At 72.3% G+C, this 26405-nt stretch carries 23 protein-coding genes; 1 reads left to right on the forward strand and 22 read right to left on the reverse strand.

Features of this window, described 5'->3' with window-relative positions; translation table 11 throughout:
- Window positions 1-65 precede the first annotated feature (65 nt).
- On the forward strand, window positions 66-1013 hold the full coding sequence (locus tag F6W97_RS12040) for an NADP-dependent oxidoreductase (protein WP_155370358.1): 948 nt from the start codon (window positions 66-68) through the stop codon (window positions 1011-1013).
- Between the two features lie 104 nt (window positions 1014-1117).
- Here F6W97_RS12040 and F6W97_RS12045 read toward each other — a convergent pair whose 3' ends face one another.
- The 22 genes from F6W97_RS12045 to F6W97_RS12150 all read right to left on the reverse strand — a co-directional run bounded on the left by F6W97_RS12045 (window position 1118) and on the right by F6W97_RS12150 (window position 26401).
- Complete coding sequence (locus F6W97_RS12045) at window positions 1118-2026, reverse strand: GerMN domain-containing protein (RefSeq protein WP_155370359.1); 909 nt, start codon at window positions 2024-2026, stop codon at window positions 1118-1120.
- Between the two features lie 115 nt (window positions 2027-2141).
- On the reverse strand, window positions 2142-2615 hold the full coding sequence (gene ribH, locus F6W97_RS12050; RefSeq protein WP_155370360.1) for a 6,7-dimethyl-8-ribityllumazine synthase: 474 nt from the start codon (window positions 2613-2615) through the stop codon (window positions 2142-2144).
- A complete protein-coding gene (locus F6W97_RS12055; RefSeq protein ID WP_155370361.1) occupies window positions 2615-3847 on the reverse strand; it encodes a bifunctional 3,4-dihydroxy-2-butanone-4-phosphate synthase/GTP cyclohydrolase II in 1233 nt (410 codons plus the stop codon). Before F6W97_RS12055 ends, ribH begins: the two co-directional genes overlap by 1 nt.
- A gap of 2 nt (window positions 3848-3849) precedes the next feature.
- Complete coding sequence (locus F6W97_RS12060; RefSeq protein ID WP_155370362.1) at window positions 3850-4452, reverse strand: riboflavin synthase; 603 nt, start codon at window positions 4450-4452, stop codon at window positions 3850-3852.
- Between the two features lie 40 nt (window positions 4453-4492).
- Window positions 4493-5581: a bifunctional diaminohydroxyphosphoribosylaminopyrimidine deaminase/5-amino-6-(5-phosphoribosylamino)uracil reductase RibD gene (gene ribD, locus F6W97_RS12065; RefSeq protein ID WP_155370363.1), complete on the reverse strand. Its 1089-nt coding sequence runs from the start codon at window positions 5579-5581 to the stop codon at window positions 4493-4495.
- 134 nt (window positions 5582-5715) lie between these two features.
- A complete protein-coding gene (locus tag F6W97_RS12070) occupies window positions 5716-6786 on the reverse strand; it encodes a GGDEF domain-containing response regulator (RefSeq protein ID WP_155370586.1) in 1071 nt (356 codons plus the stop codon).
- A 2-nt stretch (window positions 6787-6788) separates the two neighbouring features.
- On the reverse strand, window positions 6789-7496 hold the full coding sequence (gene rpe / locus F6W97_RS12075; protein ID WP_155370364.1) for a ribulose-phosphate 3-epimerase: 708 nt from the start codon (window positions 7494-7496) through the stop codon (window positions 6789-6791).
- Between the two features lie 176 nt (window positions 7497-7672).
- Window positions 7673-9130, reverse strand: a complete 1458-nt coding sequence (locus F6W97_RS12080; RefSeq protein ID WP_230686614.1) for an RsmB/NOP family class I SAM-dependent RNA methyltransferase — start codon at window positions 9128-9130, stop codon at window positions 7673-7675.
- Complete coding sequence (gene fmt, locus F6W97_RS12085; RefSeq protein WP_155370365.1) at window positions 9127-10053, reverse strand: methionyl-tRNA formyltransferase; 927 nt, start codon at window positions 10051-10053, stop codon at window positions 9127-9129. The genes F6W97_RS12080 and fmt overlap by 4 nt, the downstream gene beginning before the upstream one ends.
- Window positions 10054-10058: 5 nt before the next feature.
- Window positions 10059-10616, reverse strand: a complete 558-nt coding sequence (gene def, locus F6W97_RS12090; RefSeq protein WP_155370366.1) for a peptide deformylase — start codon at window positions 10614-10616, stop codon at window positions 10059-10061.
- A 271-nt stretch (window positions 10617-10887) separates the two neighbouring features.
- Window positions 10888-12789 (reverse strand): primosomal protein N', encoded by a 1902-nt coding sequence (locus tag F6W97_RS12095; protein ID WP_155370588.1) that lies wholly within the window; start codon window positions 12787-12789, stop codon window positions 10888-10890.
- 263 nt (window positions 12790-13052) lie between these two features.
- On the reverse strand, window positions 13053-14243 hold the full coding sequence (gene metK, locus F6W97_RS12100) for a methionine adenosyltransferase (protein ID WP_155370367.1): 1191 nt from the start codon (window positions 14241-14243) through the stop codon (window positions 13053-13055).
- A 133-nt stretch (window positions 14244-14376) separates the two neighbouring features.
- Window positions 14377-15570: a bifunctional phosphopantothenoylcysteine decarboxylase/phosphopantothenate--cysteine ligase CoaBC gene (coaBC, locus tag F6W97_RS12105; protein WP_155370368.1), complete on the reverse strand. Its 1194-nt coding sequence runs from the start codon at window positions 15568-15570 to the stop codon at window positions 14377-14379.
- A 10-nt stretch (window positions 15571-15580) separates the two neighbouring features.
- Window positions 15581-15847: a DNA-directed RNA polymerase subunit omega gene (rpoZ, locus tag F6W97_RS12110; protein ID WP_120320111.1), complete on the reverse strand. Its 267-nt coding sequence runs from the start codon at window positions 15845-15847 to the stop codon at window positions 15581-15583.
- 37 nt (window positions 15848-15884) lie between these two features.
- Window positions 15885-16499, reverse strand: coding sequence for a guanylate kinase (gene gmk, locus F6W97_RS12115; RefSeq protein WP_155370369.1), 615 nt, complete (start codon window positions 16497-16499; stop codon window positions 15885-15887).
- A 324-nt stretch (window positions 16500-16823) separates the two neighbouring features.
- Complete coding sequence (mihF, locus tag F6W97_RS12120; protein ID WP_120320109.1) at window positions 16824-17138, reverse strand: integration host factor, actinobacterial type; 315 nt, start codon at window positions 17136-17138, stop codon at window positions 16824-16826.
- Between the two features lie 212 nt (window positions 17139-17350).
- Window positions 17351-18196 carry an orotidine-5'-phosphate decarboxylase gene (gene pyrF / locus F6W97_RS12125; RefSeq protein WP_155370370.1) on the reverse strand — a complete coding sequence of 282 codons (846 nt, stop codon included), beginning with the start codon at window positions 18194-18196 and terminating at the stop codon, window positions 17351-17353.
- 71 nt (window positions 18197-18267) lie between these two features.
- Window positions 18268-19527 (reverse strand): adenosylmethionine--8-amino-7-oxononanoate transaminase, encoded by a 1260-nt coding sequence (locus F6W97_RS12130; protein WP_269059683.1) that lies wholly within the window; start codon window positions 19525-19527, stop codon window positions 18268-18270.
- 74 nt (window positions 19528-19601) lie between these two features.
- Window positions 19602-20654: a quinone-dependent dihydroorotate dehydrogenase gene (locus tag F6W97_RS12135; protein ID WP_155370372.1), complete on the reverse strand. Its 1053-nt coding sequence runs from the start codon at window positions 20652-20654 to the stop codon at window positions 19602-19604.
- Window positions 20651-23989: a carbamoyl-phosphate synthase large subunit gene (carB, locus tag F6W97_RS12140; RefSeq protein ID WP_155370373.1), complete on the reverse strand. Its 3339-nt coding sequence runs from the start codon at window positions 23987-23989 to the stop codon at window positions 20651-20653. The genes F6W97_RS12135 and carB overlap by 4 nt, the downstream gene beginning before the upstream one ends.
- Window position 23990: 1 nt before the next feature.
- Complete coding sequence (carA, locus tag F6W97_RS12145; RefSeq protein ID WP_155370374.1) at window positions 23991-25130, reverse strand: glutamine-hydrolyzing carbamoyl-phosphate synthase small subunit; 1140 nt, start codon at window positions 25128-25130, stop codon at window positions 23991-23993.
- Entirely contained in the window at window positions 25127-26401 is a 1275-nt protein-coding gene (locus F6W97_RS12150; protein WP_230686616.1) for a dihydroorotase, read from the reverse strand. The genes carA and F6W97_RS12150 overlap by 4 nt, the downstream gene beginning before the upstream one ends.
- Between the last annotated feature and the right edge of the window lie 4 nt (window positions 26402-26405).

Below are 26405 nucleotides of genomic sequence, written 5' to 3' on the forward strand. Positions count from 1 at the left end.
GCGCCCGCAGCGCCCGGCCGCGCGGCACATGCTGGGACGGGCCGAAAACGAGGATCATGGGCGGTATGACCGAACGCATGCTGGCCGTACGCCAGGACAGCCTGGGCGGGCCCGAGGTGCTCCGCCTGACCGAGGTGGACCGCCCGGCACCGGGCCCGACCGAGGTGCTGGTGCGGGTGCGCGCCGCCGGGGTGAACCCGGTGGACTGGAAGGTGCGCACCCGCGGCGGGGCCGTCGGCGACCCGCCGTTCACGGTGGGCTGGGACGTCTCCGGCGAGGTCGTGGAGCTGGGGGCGGGGGTGACCCGGTTCGCGGTGGGCGACGAGGTCTTCGGCATGCCGCGCTTCCCGCAGGCCGCGAGCGCCTACGCGCAGTACGTCACCTCGCCGTCGCGCCACCTGGCCCGCAAACCCGCCGGGCTGGACCACGTGCACGCCGCGGCGCTGCCGCTGGCCTCACTCACCGCGTGGCAGGCCCTGGTCGACACGGCGCAGCTGACCGCGGGCCAGCGGGTGCTGGTGCACGCCGCCGCGGGCGGAGTCGGGCATCTGGCGGTGCAGATCGCCAAGGCCAGGGGCGCGTACGTGCTGGGCACGGCCCGCGCCTCCAAACACGAGCTGCTGCGCGAGCTGGGCGTGGACGAGCCGATCGACTACACCGCGTACGACTTCGTGCAGGTCGCCAAGGACGTCGACGTGGTGTTCGACACGGTCGGCGGCGACTACGAGGACCGCTCGCTGCACACGCTGCGCCCCGGCGGCATCCTCGTCGGCATCCTGAACGCGGGCAGCGCCGCCGAGACCGCCCGCAAGGCCCAGGCGCTGGGCGTACGCGGCACCGGCATGCTCGTCGAGCCCGACCACACCGGGCTGGAGGAGGTCGCCGCGCTGATCGAGGCGGGCAAGCTGCGCCCGCTGGTGGCCGCGACGTTCCCGCTCGCCGAGGCGGCGCAGGCGCACGAGCTGGGCGAGACCGGGCAGACCTCCGGCAAGATCGTGTTGACCGTCGACTGACCGGTGGAATGGATCTTGTGCAGTTGGTGTCGCTGGAACGACACCAACTGCACAAGATCCGCGCCGGGGCCGCCATCGCATCGGGGCGGCGGCCCCGGCGGCGGTCACTTCACGGTGACCGTGTGGTTGTCGACGAACATCTTCGCGCCGTCGTTCTCCGAGATGTCGAAGACCTCGATGACGTACGTGCCGGTCGGCAGCGACAGCCGCAGCTTCGCCTCACCCTGGGCCGGGCCGCCCGCGTCCAGGGTGATGAAACCCTCGCGGACCACGGTGCTCCCCCGCCGGATCTCGTAGTTCATGGTGGCCTCGAAGACCATGCCGGCCACGTGCAGGGTGAAGTCCTTGGGCACCGTCGCGCCCTCCTGCGGGTCGATCAGCCACACCGGCAGCAGCGTGTCCACCGCCGGGGCGCGGCGCAGCGGGTCCTTCGTGCCGACGTGGCCCCACAGCTCGTCGACGGGCTTGCCGTCGAGGTGGATGCGCACCTTGGGCTTGCCGCTGACCGCGGTCGCGGTCCACACCAGCTGCTGCACCGCCTGGTGGGCGGCGAAGGAACCGGCATCGCCGTTGATCCGCGCCCCGGCCAGGTCGACGGTGACAGTGTCGCCGGACACGGTCGCTCCGCGCACCCGGGCACTGGCGGGCCACATGCTGGAGTAGTCGGGGTCGTACGCGGTGCGGCCGTCGAGCATCTCGGCCACCGCGGCCTTCACCTTCGCCGCGGCGGACCCGTCGCCGGTGGACAGCCGGTGGAACTCGCGGACCAGCTTCGGCTCGCCGCGGTCGTTGGCGAGGTAGTAGACGGCCAGCGAGCCGGCGGTGTTCGCGGGCGGGGCGGGCTCGTCAGTGGAGCCCGGCGCGCTGGGTGAGGGTGCGGTGGTGCCCGGCGCGGCCGAGGCCGACGGCGCCGCTGACCCCGTGGGGTCCGGTGAGGGCGTGGTGGGGGTGCACGCGGCCGACAGCGCGACCAGCGCGACCGGCAGGAGCACCTTGAACCTCAGCGCAGACATACCTCAGGTGTACGTCCACCCGTCAATGCCCGCCACCCACCGTTCAGGCGAAGGACGAAGGAAGGGCGCCTTCCACACGGACGTCCGTGTGGAAGGCGCCCTTCCTTCGTGTCGGTCAGCGGGCGAGGGTGCGCAGGGTGACGGCGGCGTCGAGGGCGGCGACTACCGCCTCCCCGCCTTTGTCCTCGCTGGACTCGGGCAGGCCGGCGCGGTCGCGGGCCTGCGCGACGGTGTCCACGGTGAGCACGCCGTGCGCGACCGGGGTGGACTCGTCGAGCGCGATACGGGTCAGGCCCTCGGTGACCGAGGAACTGACGTACTCGAAGTGGGCGGTCTCCCCGCGGATCACCACGCCGAGTGCCACCACCGCGTCGTGGCGGCGGGCCAGGGCCTGCGCGACCACCGGCAGCTCGACCGCGCCCGCGACGTGGACGACCTGCACGTCAGCCACATTGCACGCCTTGGCCGCGGCCTGCGCCCGGTCGAGCATCTGCTCGACCAGGTCGGCGTGCCAGCGGGTGGCGACGATGCCGAGGCTGAGCCCGGTCGCGTCCACGGTCGTCGGTTCGGGGGCGCCGTGACCGGCCATCAGCTCAGCCCTTCCAGGTCGTCCAGCTCGGACAGGTCCAGGTCGTGGCCCATCCGGTCGCGTTTGGTACGCAGGTAGCGCAGGTTCTCCGGGTGTGGCCGGATCGGCAGCGCCTCGCGGCCGGTCACCTTCAGGCCGTACCCGTCCAGCCCGGCGCGCTTGGCCGGGTTGTTGGTGAGCAGGCGCATGGTGCGCACGCCCAGGTCGTAGAGGATCTGCGCGCCGGTGCCGTAGTCGCGCGCGTCGGCGGGCAGGCCCAGGTCGAGGTTGGCGTCGACGGTGTCGCGGCCCGCGTCCTGCAGCTGGTAGGCCTGCAGCTTGTGCAGCAGGCCGATGCCGCGGCCCTCGTGCCCGCGCACGTACAGCACCACGCCGCGGCCCTCCTCGGCCACCTTGCGCAGCGCCGCCTGCAGCTGCGGCCCGCAGTCGCAGCGCACCGAGCCGAACACGTCGCCGGTCAGGCATTCGGAGTGCACCCGGACCAGCACGTCCTGGCCGTCGCCGACCTCGCCGTAGACCAGCGCCACGTGCTCGGCGTTGTCGTGCGTGGCGTGGTAGCCGACAGCGGTGAACTCGCCATACTCGGTGGGCAGGCGGGCCTCGACGACCCGGCGGACCAGCTGCTCGGTGCGGCGGCGGTAGGCGATCAGATCGGCGATGCTGACCAGCACCAGCTCGTGTTCCTCGGCGAAGCGCTGCAGGTCGGGCAGGCGCATCATGGTGCCGTCGTCGTTGACCATCTCGCACATCGCGGCGGCCGGGTGCAGGCCCGCGAGCTGGGCCAGGTCGACGCCGGACTCGGTGTGCCCGGGACGGCGCAGCACGCCGCCGGTCTTGGCCCGCAGCGGCACCACGTGGCCCGGCCGGGCCAGGTCGGTGGGCTTGGTGGCCGGCTCGCCGAGCAGGCGCAGGGTGCGCGCGCGGTCCGCGGCGGAGATGCCGGTCGACACGCCCTCGCGGGCGTCGACGGTCACGCAGTACGCGGTGCCGCGGCGGTCCTGGTTGGTGTAGTACATCGGCGGCAGTTCGAGGCGGTCGGCCTCCTCCTCGGTGATGGCCACGCAGATGTAGCCCGAGGTGTAGCGCACGGTGAAGGCGACCAGCTCCGGCGTCGCCAGCTCGGCGGCGAAGATCAGGTCGCCCTCGTTCTCGCGGTCCTCGTCGTCGACCACGATGACGGGCTTGCCCGCCTTGATCGCGGCGATCGCGTCCTCGATCGTATTGAGTCCCATGTTCACTTCGCTCCCCGCTGCGCTGCGACCAGCTTCTCGACGTACTTGGCGATCACATCGACCTCCAGGTTCACCAGCGCGCCGGGCTGCTTGCGGCCGAGCGTGGTGAGCTCCAGCGTGGTCGGGATCAGGCTCACCGTGAAGGACTCGTCGTCGACCGCGACCACGGTCAGCGAGATGCCGTCCACGGTGATCGACCCCTTCTCCACGATGTACCGGGACATGCCCTCCGGGAGCAGGATCCGGACATCTTCCCAGCCCCCGCCGGGGTTCTTCGAGGCGATCGTGCCCACGCCGTCCACGTGGCCCTGCACGATGTGCCCGCCCAGGCGGGTCGCCGCGGTGACCGCGCGCTCCAGGTTCACCCGCTCGCCGGGGGCGATGGAACCGAGCGAACTGCGGTCGAACGTCTCCTTCATGACCTCGGTCTCGAAGGTGTCGCCCGCGGTGGAGATGACGGTCAGGCAGACGCCGTTGACCGCGATCGAGTCCCCGTGCTTGGCGTCGGTGACTACCAGCGGGCCGCGTACGGTGACCTTGGCCCCGTCGCCCTCCCAGGCCAGGCTCACGACCTCGCCGAGCTCTTCCACGATGCCGGTGAACACTCGTTCCTCCTCGCGTGCCGGCGACTGGCGTCCGGCCGTGTCACAAAGTGCCGCTGTCCGCGCTCGCGCGCGGACGGGCGGTCAGGCGCAGATCCGGCCCGACACGGTCAACATCTAGCACCTCGAGGTCGATGGCGTCCGTGATGGTTGTCACCCCCGCGCCGACGAGCGCGGCCGGACCGTCACCGAGCAGCTTCGGCGCGACGTACGAGACGATCAGGTCGACGAGGCCCGCGGCCAGGAACGCTCCGGCCAACCGGGGGCCGCCTTCGAGCAGCACGCTGCGGATGCCGCGGTGGTGAAGTTCACTGAGCACAGCCCGCAGGTCCACCCGGCCCTCGGCGTCGCCGCCGAGCAGGGCGGTGGTGGCGATCAGCGTCGGGGCGGCGCCGTCGCGGACCCGGGCGCCGGTGGGCGTACGCCCGTGCGAGTCGATCACCACGCGCAGCGGCTGCCGGATGGCCAGGCTGCCGGTGCGCAGGTCACGGGTGGTCAGCCGGGGGTCGTCGGCGAGCACGGTGCCGACGCCGACCATGATCGCGTCGACGGTGCCGCGCAGCCGGTGCACGTCCATGCGGGCGGCCTCGGAGGTGATCCACATGCTGGTGCCGTCGGCCGCCGCGGAGCGCCCGTCGAGGGTGGAGGCGGTCTTCCAGATCACGTAGGGCCGTCCCCGGCGCACCGAGGTGAGCCAGGCGATGTTGCCCTCCTCCGCCTCGGCGGTGCGTACCCCCGTCAGGACCTCGACGCCCGCGTCGCGCAGGGTCGCCTCGCCGCCGGCGGCCAGCGGGTTCGGGTCGTCCACCGCGATCACGACGCGGGACACGCCCGCGCGGATCAGCGCCTGGACGCACGGGCCGGTGCGGCCGGTGTGGTTGCAGGGCTCCAGGGTGACCACCGCGGTGCCGCCGCGGGCCTTCTCGCCCGCCTGGGCCAGCGCCACGATCTCGGCGTGCGGGCCGCCCGCGTACGCGTGGAAGCCCTCGCCGACGACGTGCCCGGCGGAGTCCAGCAGCACGCAGCCCACGACGGGGTTCGGGCTGGTGGTGCCCAGTCCGCGCGCGGCGAGCTCGATCGCCCGAGCCATGGCCTTGTCTTCGGCCGGGCTGACCGTGGGTAGTTGCCCCATCCGCTCGAACCTCCCTGCGGTGTTTTGCTCGCCTGCTCACGCAGCCTTGATCGGCGTCTGCCTCCGCCGCGCTGCGAAGGACGCCCAGGTCCTGCTCCGGCAGGCGACGTGTGCCTGACCGGCACGCCAGTGTGTCACGCGTGCGGGCCGGTTTCGGCGGCGGTGTCGCTCTCTGTGACGCGCTGCTGGGGCAGCACCGCCGCGGGGTCCGCGGCGGGCCGGCGCTGGGGCAGCGGCGCGGAGGGGTCGGGCGGGTGGTCCGAGCGCTGGTCGAGGGCGACGAAATTGCCCTTGTACTTCTTCGCCGACATCTTCATCTCGGACGCGACCGCGACGACCTCGCCGGGGTGGCTGAACGCGCGGCTGGTCGACACGGCGACCCCGATGGACAGCGTCACCAGGTTGACCTCGAACACGATGCCGCGCCGGTCGACGACCTCCAGGTAGCCGCGCGAGGAGTCGATCGGGTCGTAGAGCGCGTCCGAGGCCCGCTGGAAGTCGTAGATGGCGTAGCTGGTGATCTCCTGCACCTGTGACGGGTGGCAGACCACCACGAAGTCGTCGCCGCCCACGTGGCCCAGGAACGCCGGGGGCAGGCCCACCGACACCGTGGCCCGGCGCATGGACCGGGCCAGCGCGCTGATGAACTGGTCGCCGCGGCCGAAACCGTACACGTCGTTGACGCTCTTGAACCGGTCGATGTCGACATAGCAGACGGCGTAGTCGTCGCCCGCCTTCAGCCGGTCGGCGATCTCGCGCAGGATGCGGGTGTTGCCGGCCAGCCCGGTCAGCGGGGAGACCTCCCGCGCCTCCTGGTTGCGCCGCAGCGCAGCGCGCACCCGGGCGATCAGCTCCGAGGTGTCGAACGGCTTGACGATGTAGTCGTCCGCGCCCGCGGCCAGCCCCGCCACCTTGTCGGAGGTGAGCGCCTTGGCGGTGAGCACGATGATGGGCAGCGCGGTGACCATCGGGTCGGCGCGCAGCCGCCGGGTCAGCTCCAGGCCGTCCATCTCGGGCATCATCAGGTCGACCAGGGCCAGGTCGGGACGGCGGTGCTCCAGCAGCGCCAGCGCCTCCGGGCCGCTGTGGGCTGTCATCACGTCGAACCCGTGCAGGCGCAGGTTGACCTCGACCACGCGTACGATGTCCGGGTCGTCGTCGACGACCAGGATCACCTCGGCCTGACCGGCTGCCTGCGGCTCGATGGTCAAACTGTCGCGCCCCCACTGTCCGATGTGGTCTGACGAACGCGGGACGCCTCCGCCAGAGCACGCAGTTTACGACAGGCTTGCGCGGGATCGTCGGCTCCGTACACCGCTGTTCCGGCGACGAACGCGTCCGCGCCCGCCAGCGCCGCGGCCTCGATGGTGTCCGCGGCGATGCCGCCGTCGACCTCGATGCGGATGTCCAGGTGGCCGGCGTTGACGTGGCTGCGGGCGGTGCGCACCTTGTCCAGCATCTCGGGCATGAAGGCCTGGCCGCCGAAGCCCGCCTTGATGGTCATCACCAGGATCGTGTCGAAGTGCGGCAGCAGTTCCAGGTACGGCTCGATCGGGGTGTCGCGGTCCACCGCCAGCCCGGCCCGGGTCCCGGCCGCGCGCAGATCCTTCGCCAGCGCCACCGGGTCGGCGCAGGCCTCCGCGTGGAACGTCACGTTGTACGCGCCGAGCTGCGCGTACGCCGGGGCCCAGCGTTTCGGGTCCTCGATCATCAGATGGCAGTCGAAGGGGATCGCAGTGGTCCGGCGCAGGCTCTCCACCACGGGCGGGCCGATGGTCAGGTTCGGCACGAAGTGGTTGTCCATCACGTCGACGTGCAACCAGTCCGCCGCGCCCTCCACCGCTCGCGCCTCGGCGGCGAGGTTCGCGAAGTCCGCGGCGAGGATGCTGGGGGCGATGATGATGTCGGGCGTCACACGATCAGCTTACGGAGCGTGAACCGGGATTCGCCCGCCGCGTCCCCCTCCCGCCGTCACACGACGGGAGGGGCTTGTCGGTCGTTCGGCTGTTGCGGCGGCGGACTCTGCGCCCTTTGCCGCCGAGCACGTCCGGGCGCAGCGTCCCGGCCGCGAGCAAGCCGAGGCCGGCGGGCTCAGGCCTTGCGGCGCAGCAGGGCCAGGAACATCGCGTCGGTGCCGTGCCGGTGCGGCCACAGCTGCACCGTCGGCCCATCGCCGAGACCGGGCATACCGGCCGGCAGCGACTGCCGGGCGTCGACGAACTCGACGTCCAATCCGGACCGGCGCACCGCCTCGGTGACGCTGACCTGGGTCTCGACCAGGTGCGGCGAGCAGGTCACATACGCCACCAGCCCGCCTGGGCGCACCGCGCGCAGCGCCGCGGTGATCAGCTCGCGCTGCAGCTTGGTCAGCGGCGGCAGATCCGACGGCTGGCGCCGCCAGCGCGACTCCGGACGCCGCCGCAGCGAGCCCAGGCCGGTGCACGGCGCGTCGACGAGCACCCGATCGAAGCCGCCCTCGGGCAGGTCACGATCGGAGCCGACGCTGCGCCCGTCGGTGCAGACGACGGTCGCGGGCAGGCCGCGCACCGCGTTGGCGACCATCTTCGCCCGGTGCTCGGTCACCTCGACCGCGGTCAGGTGCGCGCCGCGCTGCGCGGCCACCGCCGCCAGCAGGCCCGCCTTGCCGCCCGGCCCTGCGCACAGGTCCAGCCAGCGCTCGTCCTGACCATCGAGCGGGGCGTCGAGCAGCGCGCTGGCGACCAGCTGGCTGCCCTCGTCCTGCACGTGCGCCCGACCGGTCTTGATCTCGACCAGCTCGCCCGGCGAGCCGCCGCCGAGGTAGACCGCGTACGGGGAGAACGCGCCGGGCTGGCCGCCGACGGCGTCGGCGAGCTCGATCGCGTCGGACCGGCCGGGCCGGGCGCACAGGTGCACCTCGGGCCGGTCGTTGTCCGCGCCGAGCAGCTGGGCGGTCTCGGCGAGGTCGCCGCCGAGCGCCTCCCGGAACGCCCGCACGATCCACTCCGGATGGTTCTCGACGACCGCGAGGTGGCCGACCGGGTCGTCCTGCTCGGACGGCGCCACCACGGCCAGCCAGGCGTCCAGGTCGCGCTCGGCGATCCGGCGCATGACCGCGTTGGCGAAGCCGGCCGCGCCCGGCGCGACGGAGTGCACCAGGTCGACCGTGGAGGCCACCGCGGCGTGCGAGGGCACCCGGGTGTGCAGCACCTGGTACGCCCCCAGGCGCAGCGCGTCACGGGCCGGCGGGTCGATACGCGAGATGTCGCGGTCCGCCGCCGATGCGATGATCATGTCGAGGGTGCCCCGGGCGCGCAGCGTGCCGTAGGTCAGCTCGGTGGCGAACGCCGCGTCGCGGCCGAACAGGCCCGCCTCGCGCAGCAGCCCCGGCAGCACCAGGTTCGCGTACGCGTCGTCGCGGTGGACCGCCAGCAGCGCCTGGTACGCCGCCATCCGGGACGGGTCGTGCGCGGGCCGCCCGGCCCGTGGACCGCGCCCGCCCCGGGCGTCGCGGTCGTGCTGGCGCGGCTTGGCCGCACCGGAGCTGCTGCCCCCGCGGAACGATGTCACTGGAAGCTGTCCTCACCCTCGACGCGGACCCCACGGGCCCAGTCCACCGCCGACATGGGCTTCTTGCCCGCGGCACGTACCTCGCCCAGCTCGACGGGGCCGGTGGCGGTGCCGACCAGCACCCTGCGCTTCTCCACCAGCATTTCGCCGGGCTTGAGCGCGGGCCCGTCGGCCACCGGCAGCACCGGGCCGAGCTTGACCCGCTCACCGCGGAACGTCGTCCACGCGCCGGGGCCGGGCGTGGTGGCACGCACCCGCCGGTCCACCGCGAACGCGGGCTCTGCCCAGCGCACCTCGGCGTCCTCGACGGTGATCTTCGGAGCCAGGGTGACGCCGTCGGCCGGCTGCGCCACGGCGCGCGCCCCGCCCGCGCCGATCGCGTCCAGCACCGTGACCAGTAGTCCAGCCCCGTCCACGGCGAGCCGCTCCAGCAGGTCGCCGGAGGTGTCGCGGGGGCGGATCGTCTCGGTCAGAGTGCCGAACACCGGCCCGGTGTCCAGGCCCGCCTCCAGCTGGAACACCGAAGCGCCGGTGAACTCGTCGCCGTGCCAGACCGAGTGCTGCACCGGGGCCGCGCCGCGCCATGCGGGCAGCAGCGAGAAGTGCAGGTTCACCCAGCCGTGTACGGGGATCTCCAGCGCGACCGGCGGCACCAGCGCGCCGTACGCGACGACGGGCACGCAGTCGGGGGCCAGCTCACGCAGCCGGTCCAGGAACTCGGGCTCACGCGGCCGGGCCGGGGTGAGCACCTCGATGCCGCGCTCGTCGGCCCAGGCGGCCACGTGCGAGCGCACCATGCGCCGCCCGCGGCCCGAGGGCGCGTCGGGGCGGGTGACCACGGCCAGCAGCTCGTGGCCGGATTTCTCGATGGCGTCCAGGGAGGGCAGCGCCACCTCGGGCGTGCCGGCGAATACCAGGCGCACGGGGACTACCTCCCCAGGCCGAACGGGCTCGGCGCGGCGTGCGGGGACACCTTCACCACGGTCCGGGTCGGGTCGTACCAGTCGGCGCGGCGGATGTCGCGCAGCGCGGTCTTACGCGAGGCCATGTCGAGGCGGTCGATGAAGATGACGCCGTCGAGGTGGTCGGTCTCGTGCTGGATGCACCGCGACATCAGCCCGGTGCCGACGATCTGCAGCGCGTCGCCGGTCTCGTTGAAGCCCTTGGCGATGACGTTCTTGCGGCGCTTGGTGTCGTAGTACAGCCCCGGCACGGACAGGCAGCCCTCGTCGCCGTCCATCTCCTCCTCGTCGGGGAAGTGCAGCACCGGGTTGATCAGGTGGCCGACGACGTCGTCCACGTCGAAGCTGAACACCCGCAGCCCGACGCCGATCTGCGGCGCGGCCAGTCCCACACCTCCGGCATCGCGCATGGTCTCGGTCAGGTCGCGCACGAGCCCGCGCAGTTCCTTGTCGAAGGTGACCACCTCGTCGGCGGCGGTGCGCAGCACCGGATCCCCGAAAAGACGGATGGGCTGGACGGTCACAGGGGTCGTCTCCTAGGCAGTCGCACGAAGGGCAGTGCTGATCAGTCTACGGAGTGCCCCGTGCCCGCCTGCACGATCGGTCGCGCGGCGAGACCTTTGTCCTGTTGGCGACGGTCCGGCTGGGTCACCGTGGAAGCATGATCGCTGTTTCGTGTCACCAGGCGAGGTCCCACCGCACTTTGTGGCACGAAACGGCGATCTTCGCCCGCAGGCGACGGGACGGCGGCGGGCGAGGCCGGGCGCGGCGGCGGTCGAGGCCGGGTGGCCGGGGTCAGAGTTCGTGGGGGTCCAGTTGGATGCGGACGGGGTGGGCTGCCTTGCGGAGGCTGCGTACGCCCGCCGCGTCGTGCAGGGCCTTGGCCAGGGCGAGGCCGGCGGCACGGCCGGTGCGCAGCAGCATCCGCTCCTCGTCCTCGCCGACCGGCAGCGGGCCCAGCACCTGCACGCCGTCGGGCAGCTTGACCAGGTCCAGCAGCTCGTTCACGGCGTCGGCCTGGCCGGTCAGCGTGGCCATCCGGGCCGCCGGTGGGAAGCCCAGCTCGCGGCGCTCCCCCAGCTCCCGCTCGGCCAGCCAGGCCGGGTCCCAGCGCACCAGCGCCTGCACGATGGCCAAGCCGGTGTCCGCCACCACGACCACCTTGCCGCCCCGCCCGGCCGGGCGGGCCAGCGCGGCGGCGTTGAACCAGCGCCGGGCCGCCTCCTCGGTGGCCCGCAGATCGGCCCGGGTCAGCAGCGCCCAGGCGTCCAGCAGCAGCACCGCGCCGTAACCGCCCTCGGCCACCGGCTCCGCGCCCGGCGTGGCCAGCACCAGGGCAGCCTCCGCGGGCACCGAGGCCAGCACCGCCTCCCGCCCCGAGGTGCGCACCGGCACACCGGGCAGGGCCCGGCCCAGTTCCTCCGCGGTACGCCGCACGCCCGTCACCGCGGCCCGCAGCCGCCGCCCGCCGCACGCCGGGCATGTCCACCCCGCGGCGGGCCGGGCACACCACCGGCACGTGGCGACGCCCTGCGCGCTGCCCAGCGCCAGCGGACCCGCGCAGTGCGCGCAGCGGGCCCGCTCGCGGCACTCCTGGCAGGAAACCGCGGGCACGTACCCCCGCCGGGGCACCTGCACCAGCACCGGCGCACCGGCGGCCAGCGCGTCCCGGGCCGCCAGCCAGGCCGCACTGGGCAGCCGGGCCGACGCGGCCGCCGGGTCCCGGGCCAGCTGATTTTCGTCGGCGGGCTGCACCACCGGCGCGTACCGGCGCAACTCGTCCCGGTTGGCGGCGATCTCCTTCGCCCAGCCCGTAGCCAGCAGCAGCTGCGCCTCGGCGGTCCGCGCGAACCCGCCCACCAGCACCGCGGCGTCCTGCTGCTGCGCCCGGGTGAGCAGCACCTGCCGGGCGTGCGGGTACGGCGAGCGCGGCTCGGCGTGCACGTCGTCCCCGTCGTCCCAGATCGCCACCAGGCCCAGGTCCGCCACCGGGGCGAACCCGGCCGCCCGGGTGCCTACGACGGCCGCGACCTGACCGCGCCGGGCCCGCAGGAAGCGGCGATAGCGTTCGGTGGGCCCCAGCGCCGCCGCCAGCGCCACGTGCCGGTCCGGTCCCAGCAGGGCGGTCAGGGCGGTGTCCAGGCGCTCCAGGTCGCGGGCGTCGGCCACGACGACGACCGCGCCCCTGCCCGCGTGCAGGGTCGCGGCGACGGCCTCGGCGATCCGGTCCGGCCACTGCTCCCCCGGCAGGGCCGACCACACCGCCCGCGGCGCACGCCCCTCGCCCAGCGCCCGCAGGAACGCCTCGCCCGCCGGATAACGCCGCCAGCCCTCGTGCGGCGGCTCCGGAACCCGGCCCTCGGGGGCGGGCAGGGCCGGTTCGGCTTCGACCTTCGCCTGCCGGGGCGGCACCGCCAGGCGCAGCACGTCGGCGAGGCCGCCCGCGTACCGGTCGGCGATCTCCCGGGCCGCGCGCAGCACCTGCGGGTCGAGCACCGGTTCGGCCGAGACGACCTTCTCCAGCCAGGACAGCCGTCCCTCGTGCGCGGTGTCCTCGACCCGGTCCAGCAGCCACCCGTCGACGAGCTGGCCGCTGAAGCGCACCTTCACCCGGGTCCCCGGCCACGCCTTGACGTCGAGTTCGGCCGGCACCCGGTAGTCGAAGGTCCGGTCCAGGTGCGGCAGCGGCACGTCCACGCACACCCGCGCGACGGGCAGGCGCTCGGCCGGCTCACGATCACGTTTCGGGCGCGGAGTCACCAGGAAGTCTTAGCAGACCCCTCCGACTCCCCCCACCCACCCCGCCCCCGCCCTCACCGCCCCACACCCCGCCCGAAATAGACGTTGGCCTATCTGGGTGAGAGTTCGGCGATCGAACTCATCCAGATAGGCCAACGTCTATGCAAAACGGGGGGCGCGGAACGCCTCAGGGGCGCCTGCCGCAGGCGGGGCCGAGCAGGTCAGCTGACGGCGGACTTGAGGTCGGCGACGCGGTCGGTGCGCTCCCAGGTCAGGTCCGGCAGCTCGCGGCCGAAGTGGCCGTAGGCGGCGGTCTGCTGGTAGATCGGGCGCAGCAGGTCCAGGTCGCGGATGATCGCGGCGGGACGCAGGTCGAAGACCTCGCCGATCGCGCGCTCGATGCGCTCGACCGACACCGTCTCGGTGCCGAACGTCTCCACGAACAGGCTCACCGGCTTGGCCTTGCCGATGGCGTACGCCACCTGCACCTCGCAGCGCTCGGCGAGGCCGGCCGCGACGACGTTCTTGGCCACCCAGCGCATCGCGTACGCCGCCGAGCGGTCGACCTTCGACGGGTCCTTGCCGGAGAACGCGCCGCCGCCGTGGCGGGCGTAGCCGCCGTACGTGTCGACGATGATCTTGCGGCCGGTGAGGCCGGCGTCGCCCATCGGGCCGCCGATCTCGAAGCGGCCGGTCGGGTTGACCAGCAGCCGGTAGCCCTCGGTGTCCAGGCCCAGGCCGTCCAGCTCGGGCGCGATCACGTGCTCGCGGACGTCGGGCGTGAGCAGCGACTCCAGCGAGATGTCGGGCGCGTGCTGCGACGAGACCACGACCGTGTTGAGCCGGACCGGCTTGAAGCCGTCGTACTCGATGGTGACCTGGGTCTTGCCGTCGGGGCGCAGGTAAGGGATCGCGCCGTCCTTGCGGGCCGCGGTGAGGCGGCGGGCCAGCCGGTGTGCCAGCGCGATGGGCAGCGGCATCAGCTCGGGGGTCTCCGAGCAGGCGAAGCCGAACATCATGCCCTGGTCGCCCGCGCCCTGCGCGTCGAGGCTGTCGGCGCCCTCGCCGGAGCGCTGCTCCAGCGCGCTGTCGACGCCCTGGGCGATGTCGGGCGACTGCGAGCCGATCGACACGCTCACGCCGCAGGACGCGCCGTCGAAGCCCTTCTTGGAGGAGTCGTAGCCGATGCCCAGGATCGTGTCGCGCACGATGGTCGGGATGTCGGCGTACGCCTGGGTGGTGACCTCTCCGGCGACGTGCACCTGGCCGGTGGTGATCAGCGTCTCGACGGCGACGCGGCTGCGCGGGTCCCGGGCGAGCAGCGCGTCCAGGATGCCGTCGCTGATCTGGTCAGCGATCTTGTCCGGGTGACCCTCGGTGACCGACTCCGAGGTGAACAGGCGACGTGCCACTCGATTTCTCCAATACAGCGCTTGATGACGATGGATGGACCGTAAGGCCATCGGCGTCCTGGCGAAAGTCTAGTTCCCTACAGCGCCGCACGGGCGCAAGCCCTGCCCGAGAGTCCGCAGGACGGGACGGTGATCACAGCAGCGCGACGACCTGGTCCCAGACCGCGTCGGCGAGATCGTCCTTGCTGCGGGCGGGCAGTTCTCGCTGTGAGCCGTCCGCGCCGAGCACGACCGCCTCGTTGTGGTCGGCCCCGAAGACCTTGTCCGGGCCGACCTCGTTGACCACGATCAGGTCGGCTCGTTTGCGGATCAGCTTGCCGCGGGCGTGCTCCAGCGCGTCGTGCGTCTCGGCCGCGAAGGCGACCAGCACCTGGCCGGGACGCTTGCCCGCGCCGAGTTCGGCCGCGATGTCCGGGTTCAGGGCCAGCTCGATGACCGGCGCGGCGCCGTCCGCGGTTTTCTTGATCTTCTGGTCGGCGTACGCCACCGGGCGGAAGTCGGCCGGGGCCGCTGCCATGACCACGGCGTCGGCCTCCTTGGCCGCGCCGATCACCGCGTCGCGCAGCTCGGCCGTGGTGCCGACCCGGACCAGGTCGACCCCGGCGGGCGTGGGCAGCGACACGTTGGCGGCGACGAGGGTCACCCGGGCGCCCCGGGCGATCGCGGTGCGCGCGAAGGCGTACCCCTGCTTGCCGGAGGAGCGGTTACCCAGGAAGCGGACCGGGTCCAGCGGTTCTCGGGTGCCGCCCGCGGTGACCACGACGTGGCGGCCGGCCAGGTCGGCCTGCGGCGCGACGCCGCGGGCCAGCACCCGTTGCGCCGTCTCAAAGATCTGCTCCGGGTCGGGCAGCCGGCCCTTGCCGGTGTCCTTGCCGGTGAGTCGGCCGACCGCGGGCTCGATCACCAGCGCGCCGCGGCGGCGCAGGGTGGCCACGTTGTCGGCGGTGGCCGGGTGCTCCCACATCTCGGTGTGCATCGCCGGGGCGAACACGACCGGGCAGCGCGCGGTGAGCAGCGTGTTGGTGAGCAGGTCGTCGGCCATGCCGTGGGCGGCCTTGGCCAGCAGGTCGGCCGTGGCGGGCACGACGAGCACCAGGTCGGCGGTCTGCCCGAGCTTGACGTGCGGCACCTGCGGCACATCCGACCAGACCTCGGTCGCGGCCGGCTGGCCGGACAGCGCCTCCCAGGTCGGCGCGCCGACGAAGCGCAGCGCGGAAGCGGTGGGCACCACGCGCACCGAGTGACCGGACTCGGTGAGCAGGCGCAGCAGCTCGCAGGCCTTGTAGGCGGCGATGCCGCCGCCTACACCCAGGACGACGCGAGCCATGCCGGGAGGCTCAGGCCTCGTTGGTGGGCTCGGCGGTGAGCAGGCCGGCGTTGATCTCCCGCATGGAGATGGACAGCGCCTTCTCCTGCGGGGTGGTCTCGACCAGCGGGCCGACGTACTCGAGCAGGCCCTCACCGAGCTGGCTGTAGTAGGCGTTGATCTGCCGGGCACGCTTGGCCGCGAAGATCACCAGCGCGTACTTCGACGAGGTCTTCTCGAGCAGCTCGTCGATGGGCGGGTTGGTGATGCCTTCGGGGTGTGCGACGGTTCCAGCCACGGTGTCCAGTCCTTGTCGTAGAAGAGTGTTCCGGGCGCTAAACGCGCGGGCGTGCAGCGGCGAGCGCCGGCGAACCGAGCAATCCTACCAACTCGTCCGCAGCGCGCTCGAGGTAGTCGTTCACGACAGTGGTGTCGAACTCGGACTCCGCGGCCAGTTCCTCGTCGGCGTGGGCCAGGCGGCGGCGGATGGTGTCCGGGCTCTCGGTGCCGCGGCCGATGAGCCGGCGGCGCAGCTCTTCGCGGCTGGGCGGGGCGAGGAAGACGAGCTGGGCGTCCGGCCAGGTCTCGCGGACCTGGCGGGCGCCCTGCAGGTCGATCTTCAGCAGGGCGGGGATGCCGGCGGCGATCCGGCCCTCCACCGCGGCGCGCGGCGTGCCGTAGAGGTTGCCGGCGAACTCGGCCCACTCCAGCAGCATGCCGGTGTCGGCCAGGCGCTCGAACTCGGTGCGGTTGACGAACGTGTAGTGCTTGCCGTCGATCTCGTAGTCGCGCTTCTTGCGGGTGGTGACCGAGACGGACAGCCAAACCCAGGGAGAACGCTTCCGGATGACCTCGATGACGGCATCCTTGCCGACACCGGAAGGACCGGAGAGCACGGTCAGGCGGGCGGGCGCGGCCGCTCTGGCGGCGAGCGGTACGTCGTCTTCCATTCTCAAGTTCTACCCAATCGAGGAGCGGAGGTGGCAGCCGGGCCCCTGTTTGAGCAGTACGTCACCAAGACTTAACAGGGGGTTCCGGCCCGGATGGGGCCTTCCTGCCCGCATAAACGAACCAGCGGCGCTGTCGAAACGACAGCGCCGCCGGGCGACGATCTGTGGAACGAACCGATCACCCGAAGGTGTGAGGGTCACTCACACCGCAGGTGGCGGACCGTTCCGGTGGGCAGGCGGTGGAGCCTCGGCACACCGCTGCCCGTTCGCCGCGGACGGGGCGTCCGCCCGCGGCGATTTTTTCAGCTGACGAGGTTCGTCGGCTCAGGCCGCGAACTCGGCCAGCAGCGCCTTACGCTGCTGGTCGCCCAGCCCGCGCAGGCGGCGGGAGTCGGCGATCTTCAGCTTCTCCATGATCTGCGTGGCCCGGATCTTGCCGATGCCGGGGAGCGCCTGCAGCACGGCCGAAACCTTGAGCTTGCCGACGACATCGTCGCCCTCGGCGCGGTCAAGCACGGCGGCCAGGGTGGTCTTGCCCTGCTTGAGCTGCTCCTTGAGCTCAGCCCGAGCCTTGCGGACCTCCGCGGCCTTCTCCAGCGCGGCAGCGCGCTGCTCTGGGGTCAGTGACGGGAGCGGCACCAGTTCTCCTCAGGTCCTCTTGGTCACGCCGACGGGATCGCCGGCGTGTGGTGCGTCGGGTTCCCCACCGGACTCGGCGGCTAACCTTCGGCATCCGTTGCTGGTGAAAACCCGCGTGACTGGTGGGCCACGCGAGCAGATCAGCCCAGCGCGGGGAAACCTAGCGGTCGACGGCGTTTTCGGCAACGTCACCGCGCATGATCACGGAAAGGTCACGACCGGCCCGGACGTCCCAATGCGTCCCGGCAGGCATCGAGAGTCCGAGATGCCGCGTCCCGAAGCGATTGCACGTCGGGACCCGCGCCGAGCACTTCGCGCGACGACGAGGGCAGCACCGCGCCGAGGTTCCCGGCGAAGATCCGACGAAGATCACCGGCCGTGCCGCCCTGCGCGCCGAGCCCCGGAACGAGGAACGGGCCGTTCACCTGGGACAGGTCGTGACCGGTTTCGCCGATGGTCGCGCCGACCACCAGTCCGAGGCTTCCGATCGGCTCCACACCCTTGTTGAGCTGGGAAATCTCGTCGATGATCGTCTGCGCGACGGTACGGCCGTCGATACCCCGAGCGTGTTGCACGCCCGGACCCTCCGGGTTGGACGTGAGAGCCAGAACGAAGACGCCTCCGCCGTGCTCAGCCGCCATGTCGAACATCGGCGCGAGCGAACCGAGGCCCAGGAACGGGCTCGCGGTGATCGCGTCGACATACATGGGTCTCGATGGGTTCAGATATGCGTCCGCGTATGCGGCGGCGGTCGAGCCGATGTCGCCTCGCTTCACGTCGAGAAGCACAAGGGTTCCGGCCTGCCTAAACTGTCGGATAGTTGACTCAAGAATCGCCACTCCGCGGGACCCGAATCGCTCGAAAAAAGCCGACTGCGGCTTGACGACGGCGACCCTGCCGGCCAGCGCGTCGACCGTCGTCCGGCAGAACGACGCCACCCCGTCCGCGTCGTCGGGCAGGCCCCACGCCTTCAGCAGCGAGCTGTGCGGGTCGATCCCGACACACAGCGGTCCGCGCTCGTCCATCGCCCGCGCCAGGCGCGCACCGAACGGCTCCATGAATTCTCCTCACTCTCGGACGTGACCGTCGCGCCCGCACGGTCGTGCTGCACGACCGCGCCGGCGCCGGGTCACGACGCACAGGCGGCAGCGGCCGCGTACATCGCGTTCGTGATGGCCGACACATCCTCATCGGAGCTGACGAAGGGCGGCATCGTGTAGATCAGGTCGCGGAACGGGCGCAGCCATACGCCGTGCGCCACCGCGGCGGCCGTGGCGGCCGCCATGTCCACGTCGTGGTCGAGCTGCACCACGCCGATGGCGCCGAGCACCCGTACGTCGGCGACGCCGGGCAGCTCACGCACCGGTGCGAGACCGGCACGCAGCCCGGATTCGATCCGGCGGACGTCGCCCCGCCAGTCACCCGACAGCAGCAGCTCGATGCTGGCGTTCGCGACCGCGCAGGCCAGCGGGTTGCCCATGAACGTGGGCCCGTGCGCGAGCACCGGCACCGCGCCCTGCGAGATGCCCCGGGCCACCTCGGCCGTGCACAGCGCCGCGGCGAGTGTCAGATATCCGCCCGTCAACGCCTTGCCCACGCACATCACATCGGGCGTCACCCCGGCGTGGTCGGCGGCGAACAGTTCACCGGTGCGCCCGAAGCCGGTGGCGATCTCGTCGAACACCAGCAGCACGTCGAACTCGTCGCACAGCTCCCGCAGCGCGCGCAGGTAACGCGGGTCGTGGAAGCGCATGCCGCCCGCCCCCTGCACCACCGGCTCGACGATGACCGCGGCCAGTTCGTGCGCGTGCGCCGCGAGCGCGTCCTTGAGCACCGTCACATAGGACTCGTCGTACTCGACCGGGGGAACGTCCACGAACACCTGTCGGGGCAGCACGTCGCCCCAGAGGGAGTGCATGCCGCCGTCGGGATCGCACACGCTCATCGGCTGCCACGTGTCGCCGTGGTAGCCGCCCCGCCAGGTCGCCAGCCGCCGCTTGGCCGGGCGGCCGCGCGACACCTGGTACTGCAGGCACATCTTGACCGCGACCTCGACACTCACCGAACCGGAGTCGGCCAGGAACACGTGCTCCAGCCCGTCCGGGGTGATGTCGACCAGGGTCTTGGCCAGCCGCACCGCGGGCTCGTGGGTGAGCCCGCCGAACATGACATGACTCATCCGCGTGAGCTGCGCGCTCACCGCGGCGTCGAGCACCGGGTGCCGGTAGCCGTGGATCGCCGCCCACCAGCTCGACATCCCGTCGACCAGCTCGCGCCCGTCGGCCAGCCGCAGCCTGACGCCCTGCGCGCTCTCCACGACCAGCGGCTCGGCGCGGCCAGGCATCGGCCCGTACGGGTGCCACACATGCGCCCGATCCAGCCGTACCAACTCGTCCTGTGTGAAAGGAAGGGCACCTTCACCACGGTTTCCGTTGTGGAAGGCGCCCTTCTCAACCTCGTCGGTCACCGGGTGGCCTCGGGGGCCCGGGTGGCCGCGGCGCGGATCAGGGCGGGGCCGTGGTAGATGAATCCGGTGTAGAGCTGGACCAGGCTCGCGCCCGCGTCGAACATCCGGGCCGCGTCGTCGGCGGTCATCAGGCCGCCGACACCGATGACCGGAAGGCGGCCGTTCGTCTCGCCGTGCACGAACGACACGACCTTGTGCGCCCGCTCGGTCAGCGGTGCGCCGGACAGGCCGCCCGCCTGTGCCGCCGTGGCCTGGTCGGCCGGGGCGACGCCGTCACGGCTGAGCGTGGTGTTCGTCGCGATCAGACCGGCCACCCCCCGGGCCAGGCACACTTCGAGCAGTTCGGCGACGGCGTGGTCGGTCAGGTCGGGCGCGATCTTCACCAGGACGGGTTTGGCCGACCCCGTGCCCCCGGGCGTGCCCGCGGGCTCGGTCAGGGCCGCCAGGATCGCGTCCAGCTGGTCGCGGTCCTGGAGGCTGCGCAGCCCCGGAGTGTTGGGCGAGGAGACGTTGACGGCGAAGTAGTCGCCGTAGGACTTCAGCGCGTCGTAGGACGCCCGGTAGTCCGCCACCGCCTCCTCCAGCGGGGTCACCTTGGACTTGCCCAGCGAGATGCCCAGCGGCACGCCCAGCGGGCCCAGCTCGGCCAGCCGTCGCGCCAGGGCGTGCGCGCCCTCGTTGTTGAAGCCCATCCGGTTGATGATCGCCCGGCTGTCCGGCAGCCGGAACAGCCGCGGCCGGTCGTTGCCCGGCTGCGCCAGCGCCGTCACGGTGCCGACCTCGACGAACCCGAACCCGAGCGCGGGCCACGCCTTCAGCGCGACCCCGTTCTTGTCCATGCCCGCCGCCAGCCCGACCGCGTTCGGGAACCGCACCCCGAACACGTCGACCGGCCGGTCCACCGCGTAGCGGCGCTTGAGCAGGCTCAGCACCGCCGGCTGCCGGGAGATCCCGGCCAGCCGGCGCAGCGTCCACTCGTGCGCGTGCTCGGCGTCGCCGCCCCCGATCCGGAACAACCGGGGGCGGACCACCTTCTCGAACAGGGTCACGCCGACAGCTCCGGGCGGATCACGGCGTGCAGGTGCTGCAGCGGGCGGACGGTCATGTCGCCGCGGATGAGGGCTTCGATGCCCATCACGGCCGCGGCGGCGCCGGGGACCGTGGTGCAGCAGGGGATGTCGGCGGCCACGGCGGCGGAGCGGATCTCGTAGCCGTCGGAGCGGGCCTTCGCGCCGGAGCCCTGCGGGGTGTTGATGACCATCTTCACCTCGCCGGAGGCGATCAGGCTGACGGCGTCGCGTTCGGCGTCCTCGCTGTGCTTGCCGACGACCTCGCAGACGATGCCGTGGCGGCGCAGCACCTCACCGGTGCCGACGGTGGCGACGATCTCGAAGCCGAGGTCGGCCAGGCGCTTGATCGGGAAGATCATGCCCCGCTTGTCGCGGTTGGCGACCGAGACGAAGATCTTGCCGCTGGTCGGCAGCGTGCCGTACGCCGCGGCCTGGGACTTGGCGAAGGAGTGGCCGAACGCCATGTCGATGCCCATGACCTCGCCGGTGGACTTCATCTCCGGCGACAGCAGGGTGTCGACGCCCTTGCCCGCGGGGGTGCGGAACCGCTTGAACGGCAGCACCGCCTCCTTGACGGCGACCGGGGAGTTCTCCGGCAGCAGGCCCCCGTCGCCGGTGGCCAGCAGCATGCCCTCGGCGCGCAGCTCGGCGATGGTCGCGCCGAGCATGATCCGGGCGGCGGCCTTGGCCAGCGGGACCGCGGTCGCCTTGGAGACGAACGGCACGGTACGCGAGGCGCGCGGGTTGGCCTCCAGCACGTAGAGCATGTCGTCCTTGAGCGCGTACTGCACGTTGAGCAGTCCCTGCACGCCGACGCCGCGGGCGATCGCCTCGGTGTACTCGCGCACCACGTCCAGGTGCCGCCCGCCGAGGGTGATCGGCGGCAGCGCGCACGCCGAGTCGCCGGAGTGGATGCCGGCCTCCTCGATGTGCTCCATCACGCCGCCGATGTAGACCACGCCGTCGGCGTCGCAGAGCGCGTCCACGTCGATCTCGATCGCGTCGTCGAGGAACCGGTCCACCAGCACCGGGTGCTCCGGCGAGATGTCGGTGGCGCGGGTGATGTAGTCGCGCAGCGTGGCGTCGTCGTACACGATCTCCATGCCGCGCCCGCCGAGCACGTACGACGGCCGCACCAGCACCGGGTAGCCGACCTCGTCCGCGATGCGCTTGGCGTCCTCGTACGAGATGGCGGTGCCGTGCGCCGGAGCACGCAGCCCCGCCTCGGCCAGCACCCGGCCGAACGCGCCCCGCTCCTCGGCGAGGTGGATCGACTCGGGGCTGGTGCCCACGATCGGCACGCCGGCGTTCTTGAGCCGCTGCGCCAGGCCCAGCGGGGTCTGCCCGCCGAGCTGCACGATGACGCCGATGACGCCGGGGCCGCCCGCGGCCACGCCGGAGCTGTGCTCGGCGTGCACGACCTCGATCACGTCCTCGAAGGTCAGCGGCTCGAAGTAGAGGCGGTCGGCGGTGTCGTAGTCGGTGGAGACGGTCTCCGGGTTGCAGTTGACCATGACGGTCTCGTACCGGCCCTTGAGCGCCATGACCGCGTGCACGCACGAGTAGTCGAACTCGATGCCCTGCCCGATGCGGTTCGGGCCGGAGCCCAGGATCAGCACCTTGGGCCGGGCGCTCGGGGCGACCTCGGTCTCCTCGTCGTAGGACGAGTAGTGGTACGGCGTGGCGGCGGCGAACTCGGCCGCACAGGTGTCGACGGTCTTGTAGACCGGCCGCACGCCCAGGCGGTGGCGCAGGATGCGCACGCCGTCCTCGCCCGCGAACTCGGGCCGCAGCGCGGCGAGCTGCCGGTCGGACAGGCCGGCCCGCTTGGCCTTGCGCAGCAGCGGCAGGTCGACCACGGGCGCGTCGAGGATCTGCGCGCGCAGCTCGACCAGGCCCAGGATCTGGTCCACGAACCACGGGTCGATGCCGCCGGAGGCCGCGGTGACCTGGGCGACGGTCGCGCCGTGGCGCAGCGCCTCCTCGACGGCGTAGAGCCGGCCGTCATGCGGGATGCGCAGCGCCTCCAGGGCCTCCTCGGCGGAGCCGAAGCGGTCGGGCGTGGTCCAGAAGCCGGCGGCCTTGGTCTCCATCGAGCGCATCGCCTTGTTCAGCGCCTCGGGGAAGTTGCGGCCCAGGCTCATCGCCTCCCCCACCGACTTCATGGTCGTGGTCAGCTCCGGGTCCGCGCCGGGGAACTTCTCGAACGCGAACCGGGGGATCTTCACCACGACGTAGTCGAGCGTCGGCTCGAACGCGGCCGGCGTCTTCAGGGTGATGTCGTTGGGGATCTCGTCGAGGGTGTACCCGATGGCCAGCTTCGCCGCGATCTTCGCGATCGGGAAGCCGGTGGCCTTGGACGCCAGCGCGGACGAGCGCGACACCCGCGGGTTCATCTCGATGACCACGATGCGTCCGTCGGCCGGGTTGATCGCGAACTGGATGTTGCAGCCGCCGGTGTCGACGCCGACCTCACGCAGCACCGCGATGCCGAGGTCGCGCATCTCCTGGTACTCGCGGTCGGTCAGGGTCATCGCGGGGGCCACGGTCACCGAGTCGCCGGTGTGCACGCCCATCGGGTCGATGTTCTCGATCGAGCAGATGACCACGACGTTGTCGTGCTTGTCGCGCATCAACTCGAGCTCGTACTCCTTCCAGCCGAGCACGCTCTCCTCGATGAGCACCTCGGTCACCGGGGAGGCGGCCAGGCCGGTGCCCGCGATGAGGTCGAGCTGCTCCGGGGTGTGCGCCATGCCCGAACCGAGGCCGCCCATGGTGAACGACGGCCGGATGACGACCGGCAGGCCCAGCTCGGCGACGGTGTCGCGGACCTCGTCCATCGAGTGGCAGACCCGGCTTCGCGGCACCAGGTCACCGGTCAGCCCGAGCCGGGCCCCGGCCTTGGCCACGACGCCCTTGAACAGCTGCCGGTCCTCGCCGCGGCGGATCGCCTCGATGTCGGCGCCGATCAGCTCCACGCCGTACTTCTCCAGCACCCCGGACTCGTACAGGGCGACCGCGGTGTTCAGCGCGGTCTGCCCGCCCAGGGTGGGCAGCAGCGCGTCGGGGCGCTCGGCCGCGATGACCTTCTCCACGAACTCGGGCGTGATCGGCTCGATGTAGGTGGCGTCGGCGAACTCGGGGTCGGTCATGATGGTCGCCGGGTTCGAGTTGACCAGGCTGACCCGCAGGCCCTCGCTGCGCAGCACCTGGCAGGCCTGGGTGCCGGAGTAGTCGAACTCGCAGGCCTGGCCGATGACGATCGGCCCGGAGCCGATCACCATCACGTGCTTGAGATCAGTCCGCTTCGGCATCTCACTTGCCTCCGTTGATGAGTCGCGCGCGGACCTGGCCGGGTCGTTCGACCAGTTCGACGAAGCGGTCGAACAGGTAGTCGGCGTCGTGCGGCCCCGCTGCCGCCTCCGGGTGGTACTGCACGGTGAAGGCGGGCACGTCCAGCGCGCGCAGGCCCTCCACCACGTTGTCGTTGAGGCACACGTGCGACACCTCGACCCGGCCGAACTCCGTGTCGGCCACGCCGTCGAGCGGCGCGTCGACGGCGAAGCCGTGGTTGTGCGAGGTGACCTCGACCTTGCCGGTGGCGCGGTCCATCACCGGCTGGTTGATGCCGCGGTGGCCGTAACCCAGCTTGTACGTGCCGAAGCCGAGCGCGCGGCCCAGGATCTGGCTGCCGAAGCAGATGCCGAACAGCGGCAGGCTCCGCTTCATGACCTCCTGCGCCAGCGTCACCGCGTGGTCGGCGGTGGCCGGGTCGCCGGGGCCGGGCGAGAAGAACACCGCGTCCGCGCCCACCGACAGCAGGTCGCCGAGGGTCGAGTTCGCGGGCAGCACGTGCGTGGTCACCCCGCGGGCGGCCAGCCGCCGCGGCACGTTGCGCTTGATGCCCAGGTCCAGTGCCGCGACGGTGAAGCGGTGCTCGCCTACGGCGTCGACGGTGTACATCTCCGGCGTGGAGACCTGCAGGGACAGGTCCGCCCCGGTCATCTCCGGCTGCTCCAGCACCCGGGCCAGCAGCGCCTGCGGGTCGGTCTCCACGCTGGACACACCAACCCGCATCGCGCCGCGCTCGCGCAGGTGGCGGGTCAGCGCGCGGGTGTCGACGCCGCTGATGCCGACCACGCCGGAGCGCTCCAGCCGGGTGCCGAGGTCCTCGGTCGAGCGCCAGTTCGACGGCACCCGCGCCGGGTCCCGCACCACGTAGCCCGCGACCCAGATGCGGTCGGACTCGTCGTCCTCGTCGTTGACGCCGGTGTTGCCGATGTGCGGCGCGGTCTGCACCACGACCTGGCGGTGGTACGACGGGTCGGTGAGGGTCTCCTGGTAGCCGGTCATGCCGGTGGTGAAGACCGCCTCGCCGAAGGTCTCGCCGACCGCCCCGTAGGCCTCACCCCGGAAGGTGCGGCCGTCCTCCAGGACCAAGATTGCTTCGGTCACTTCTGAACCTTTCCGTCGAGCACCGTCGGCACGCCCCGCAGGAAGGTGGCGACGATCCGGCCGGGCACGGTCATCCCGGCGTACGGCGTGTTGTGGCTGAGACTGGCCAGCCCGGTCGGGTCGACGCTCCACCGCACCGTGGGGTCGACCAGGGTCAGGTTCGCGGGCGCGCCCGCGGTCAGCGCGTTGCCGTGCCCGTCCAGGCCCGCGATGCGGGCGGGGGCGTAGGACATGCGCTCGGCGATGAGCGGCCAGTCCTCACCGAGCACGTCGAGGACGATGGGCAGCGCGGTCTCCAGGCCGAGCATGCCGGGGCGGGCGTACGCCCACTCGCACTCCTTGTCCTCCGCGGCGTGCGGGGCGTGGTCGGTGGCCACGATGTCGATCGTGCCGTCGCGCAGGCCCTCCCGCAGCGCCTCGACGTCGGCGTCGGTGCGCAGCGGCGGGTTCACCTTGTAGACGGGATCGTAGGACTCCGCCTTGTCGTGCGTGAGCAGCAGGTGGTGCGGGGTGACCTCGGCGGTGACGCGTACGCCGCGGGCCTTGGCCATCCGGATGATGTCGACGCTGCCCGCGGTGGACACGTGGCAGACGTGCAGGCGCGCGCCGACGTGCCCGGCCAGCAGCACGTCCCGCGCGATGATCGACTCCTCGGCGACCGCGGGCCAGCCGGTCAGCCCGAGCCGGGCCGAGACGTCGCCCTCGTGCATCTGCGCGCCCTGGGTGAGCCGGGGCTCCTCGGCGTGCTGGGCGATGACGCCGTCGAACGCCTTGACGTACTCCAGCGCCCGGCGCATCAGCCGCGGGTCGGCCACGCAGAAGCCGTCGTCGGAGAAGACCCGCACCCGCGCCGCCGAGTCGGCCATCGCGCCCAGCTCGGCCAGGCGCTCGCCGGCCAGCCCGACGGTGACCGCGCCGATCGGCTGCACGTCGACCAGTCCGGCCTCCTGACCCAGCCGGTACACCTGCTCGACCACGCCGGCCGTGTCGGCGACCGGCGAGGTGTTGGCCATCGCGCAGACGGCGGTGTAGCCGCCCAGCGCCGCGGCACGGGAGCCGGTGTACACCGTCTCGGCGTCCTCGCGGCCCGGCTCGCGCAGGTGGGTGTGCAGGTCCACCAGGCCGGGCAGGGCCACCAGGCCGGTGCCGTCGACGACCTCGGCTCCGTCGGCGGCCAGGCCCGGGCCGATCTCGGCGATGACACCGTCACGCAGCAGCAGGTCGGTGGGCTCGCCGCCCAGCACGCGGGCGTTGCGGATCAGGATGGTCACAGGC

Source organism: Catellatospora vulcania (assembly GCF_009720385.1).
GTDB lineage: Bacteria > Actinomycetota > Actinomycetes > Mycobacteriales > Micromonosporaceae > Catellatospora > Catellatospora vulcania.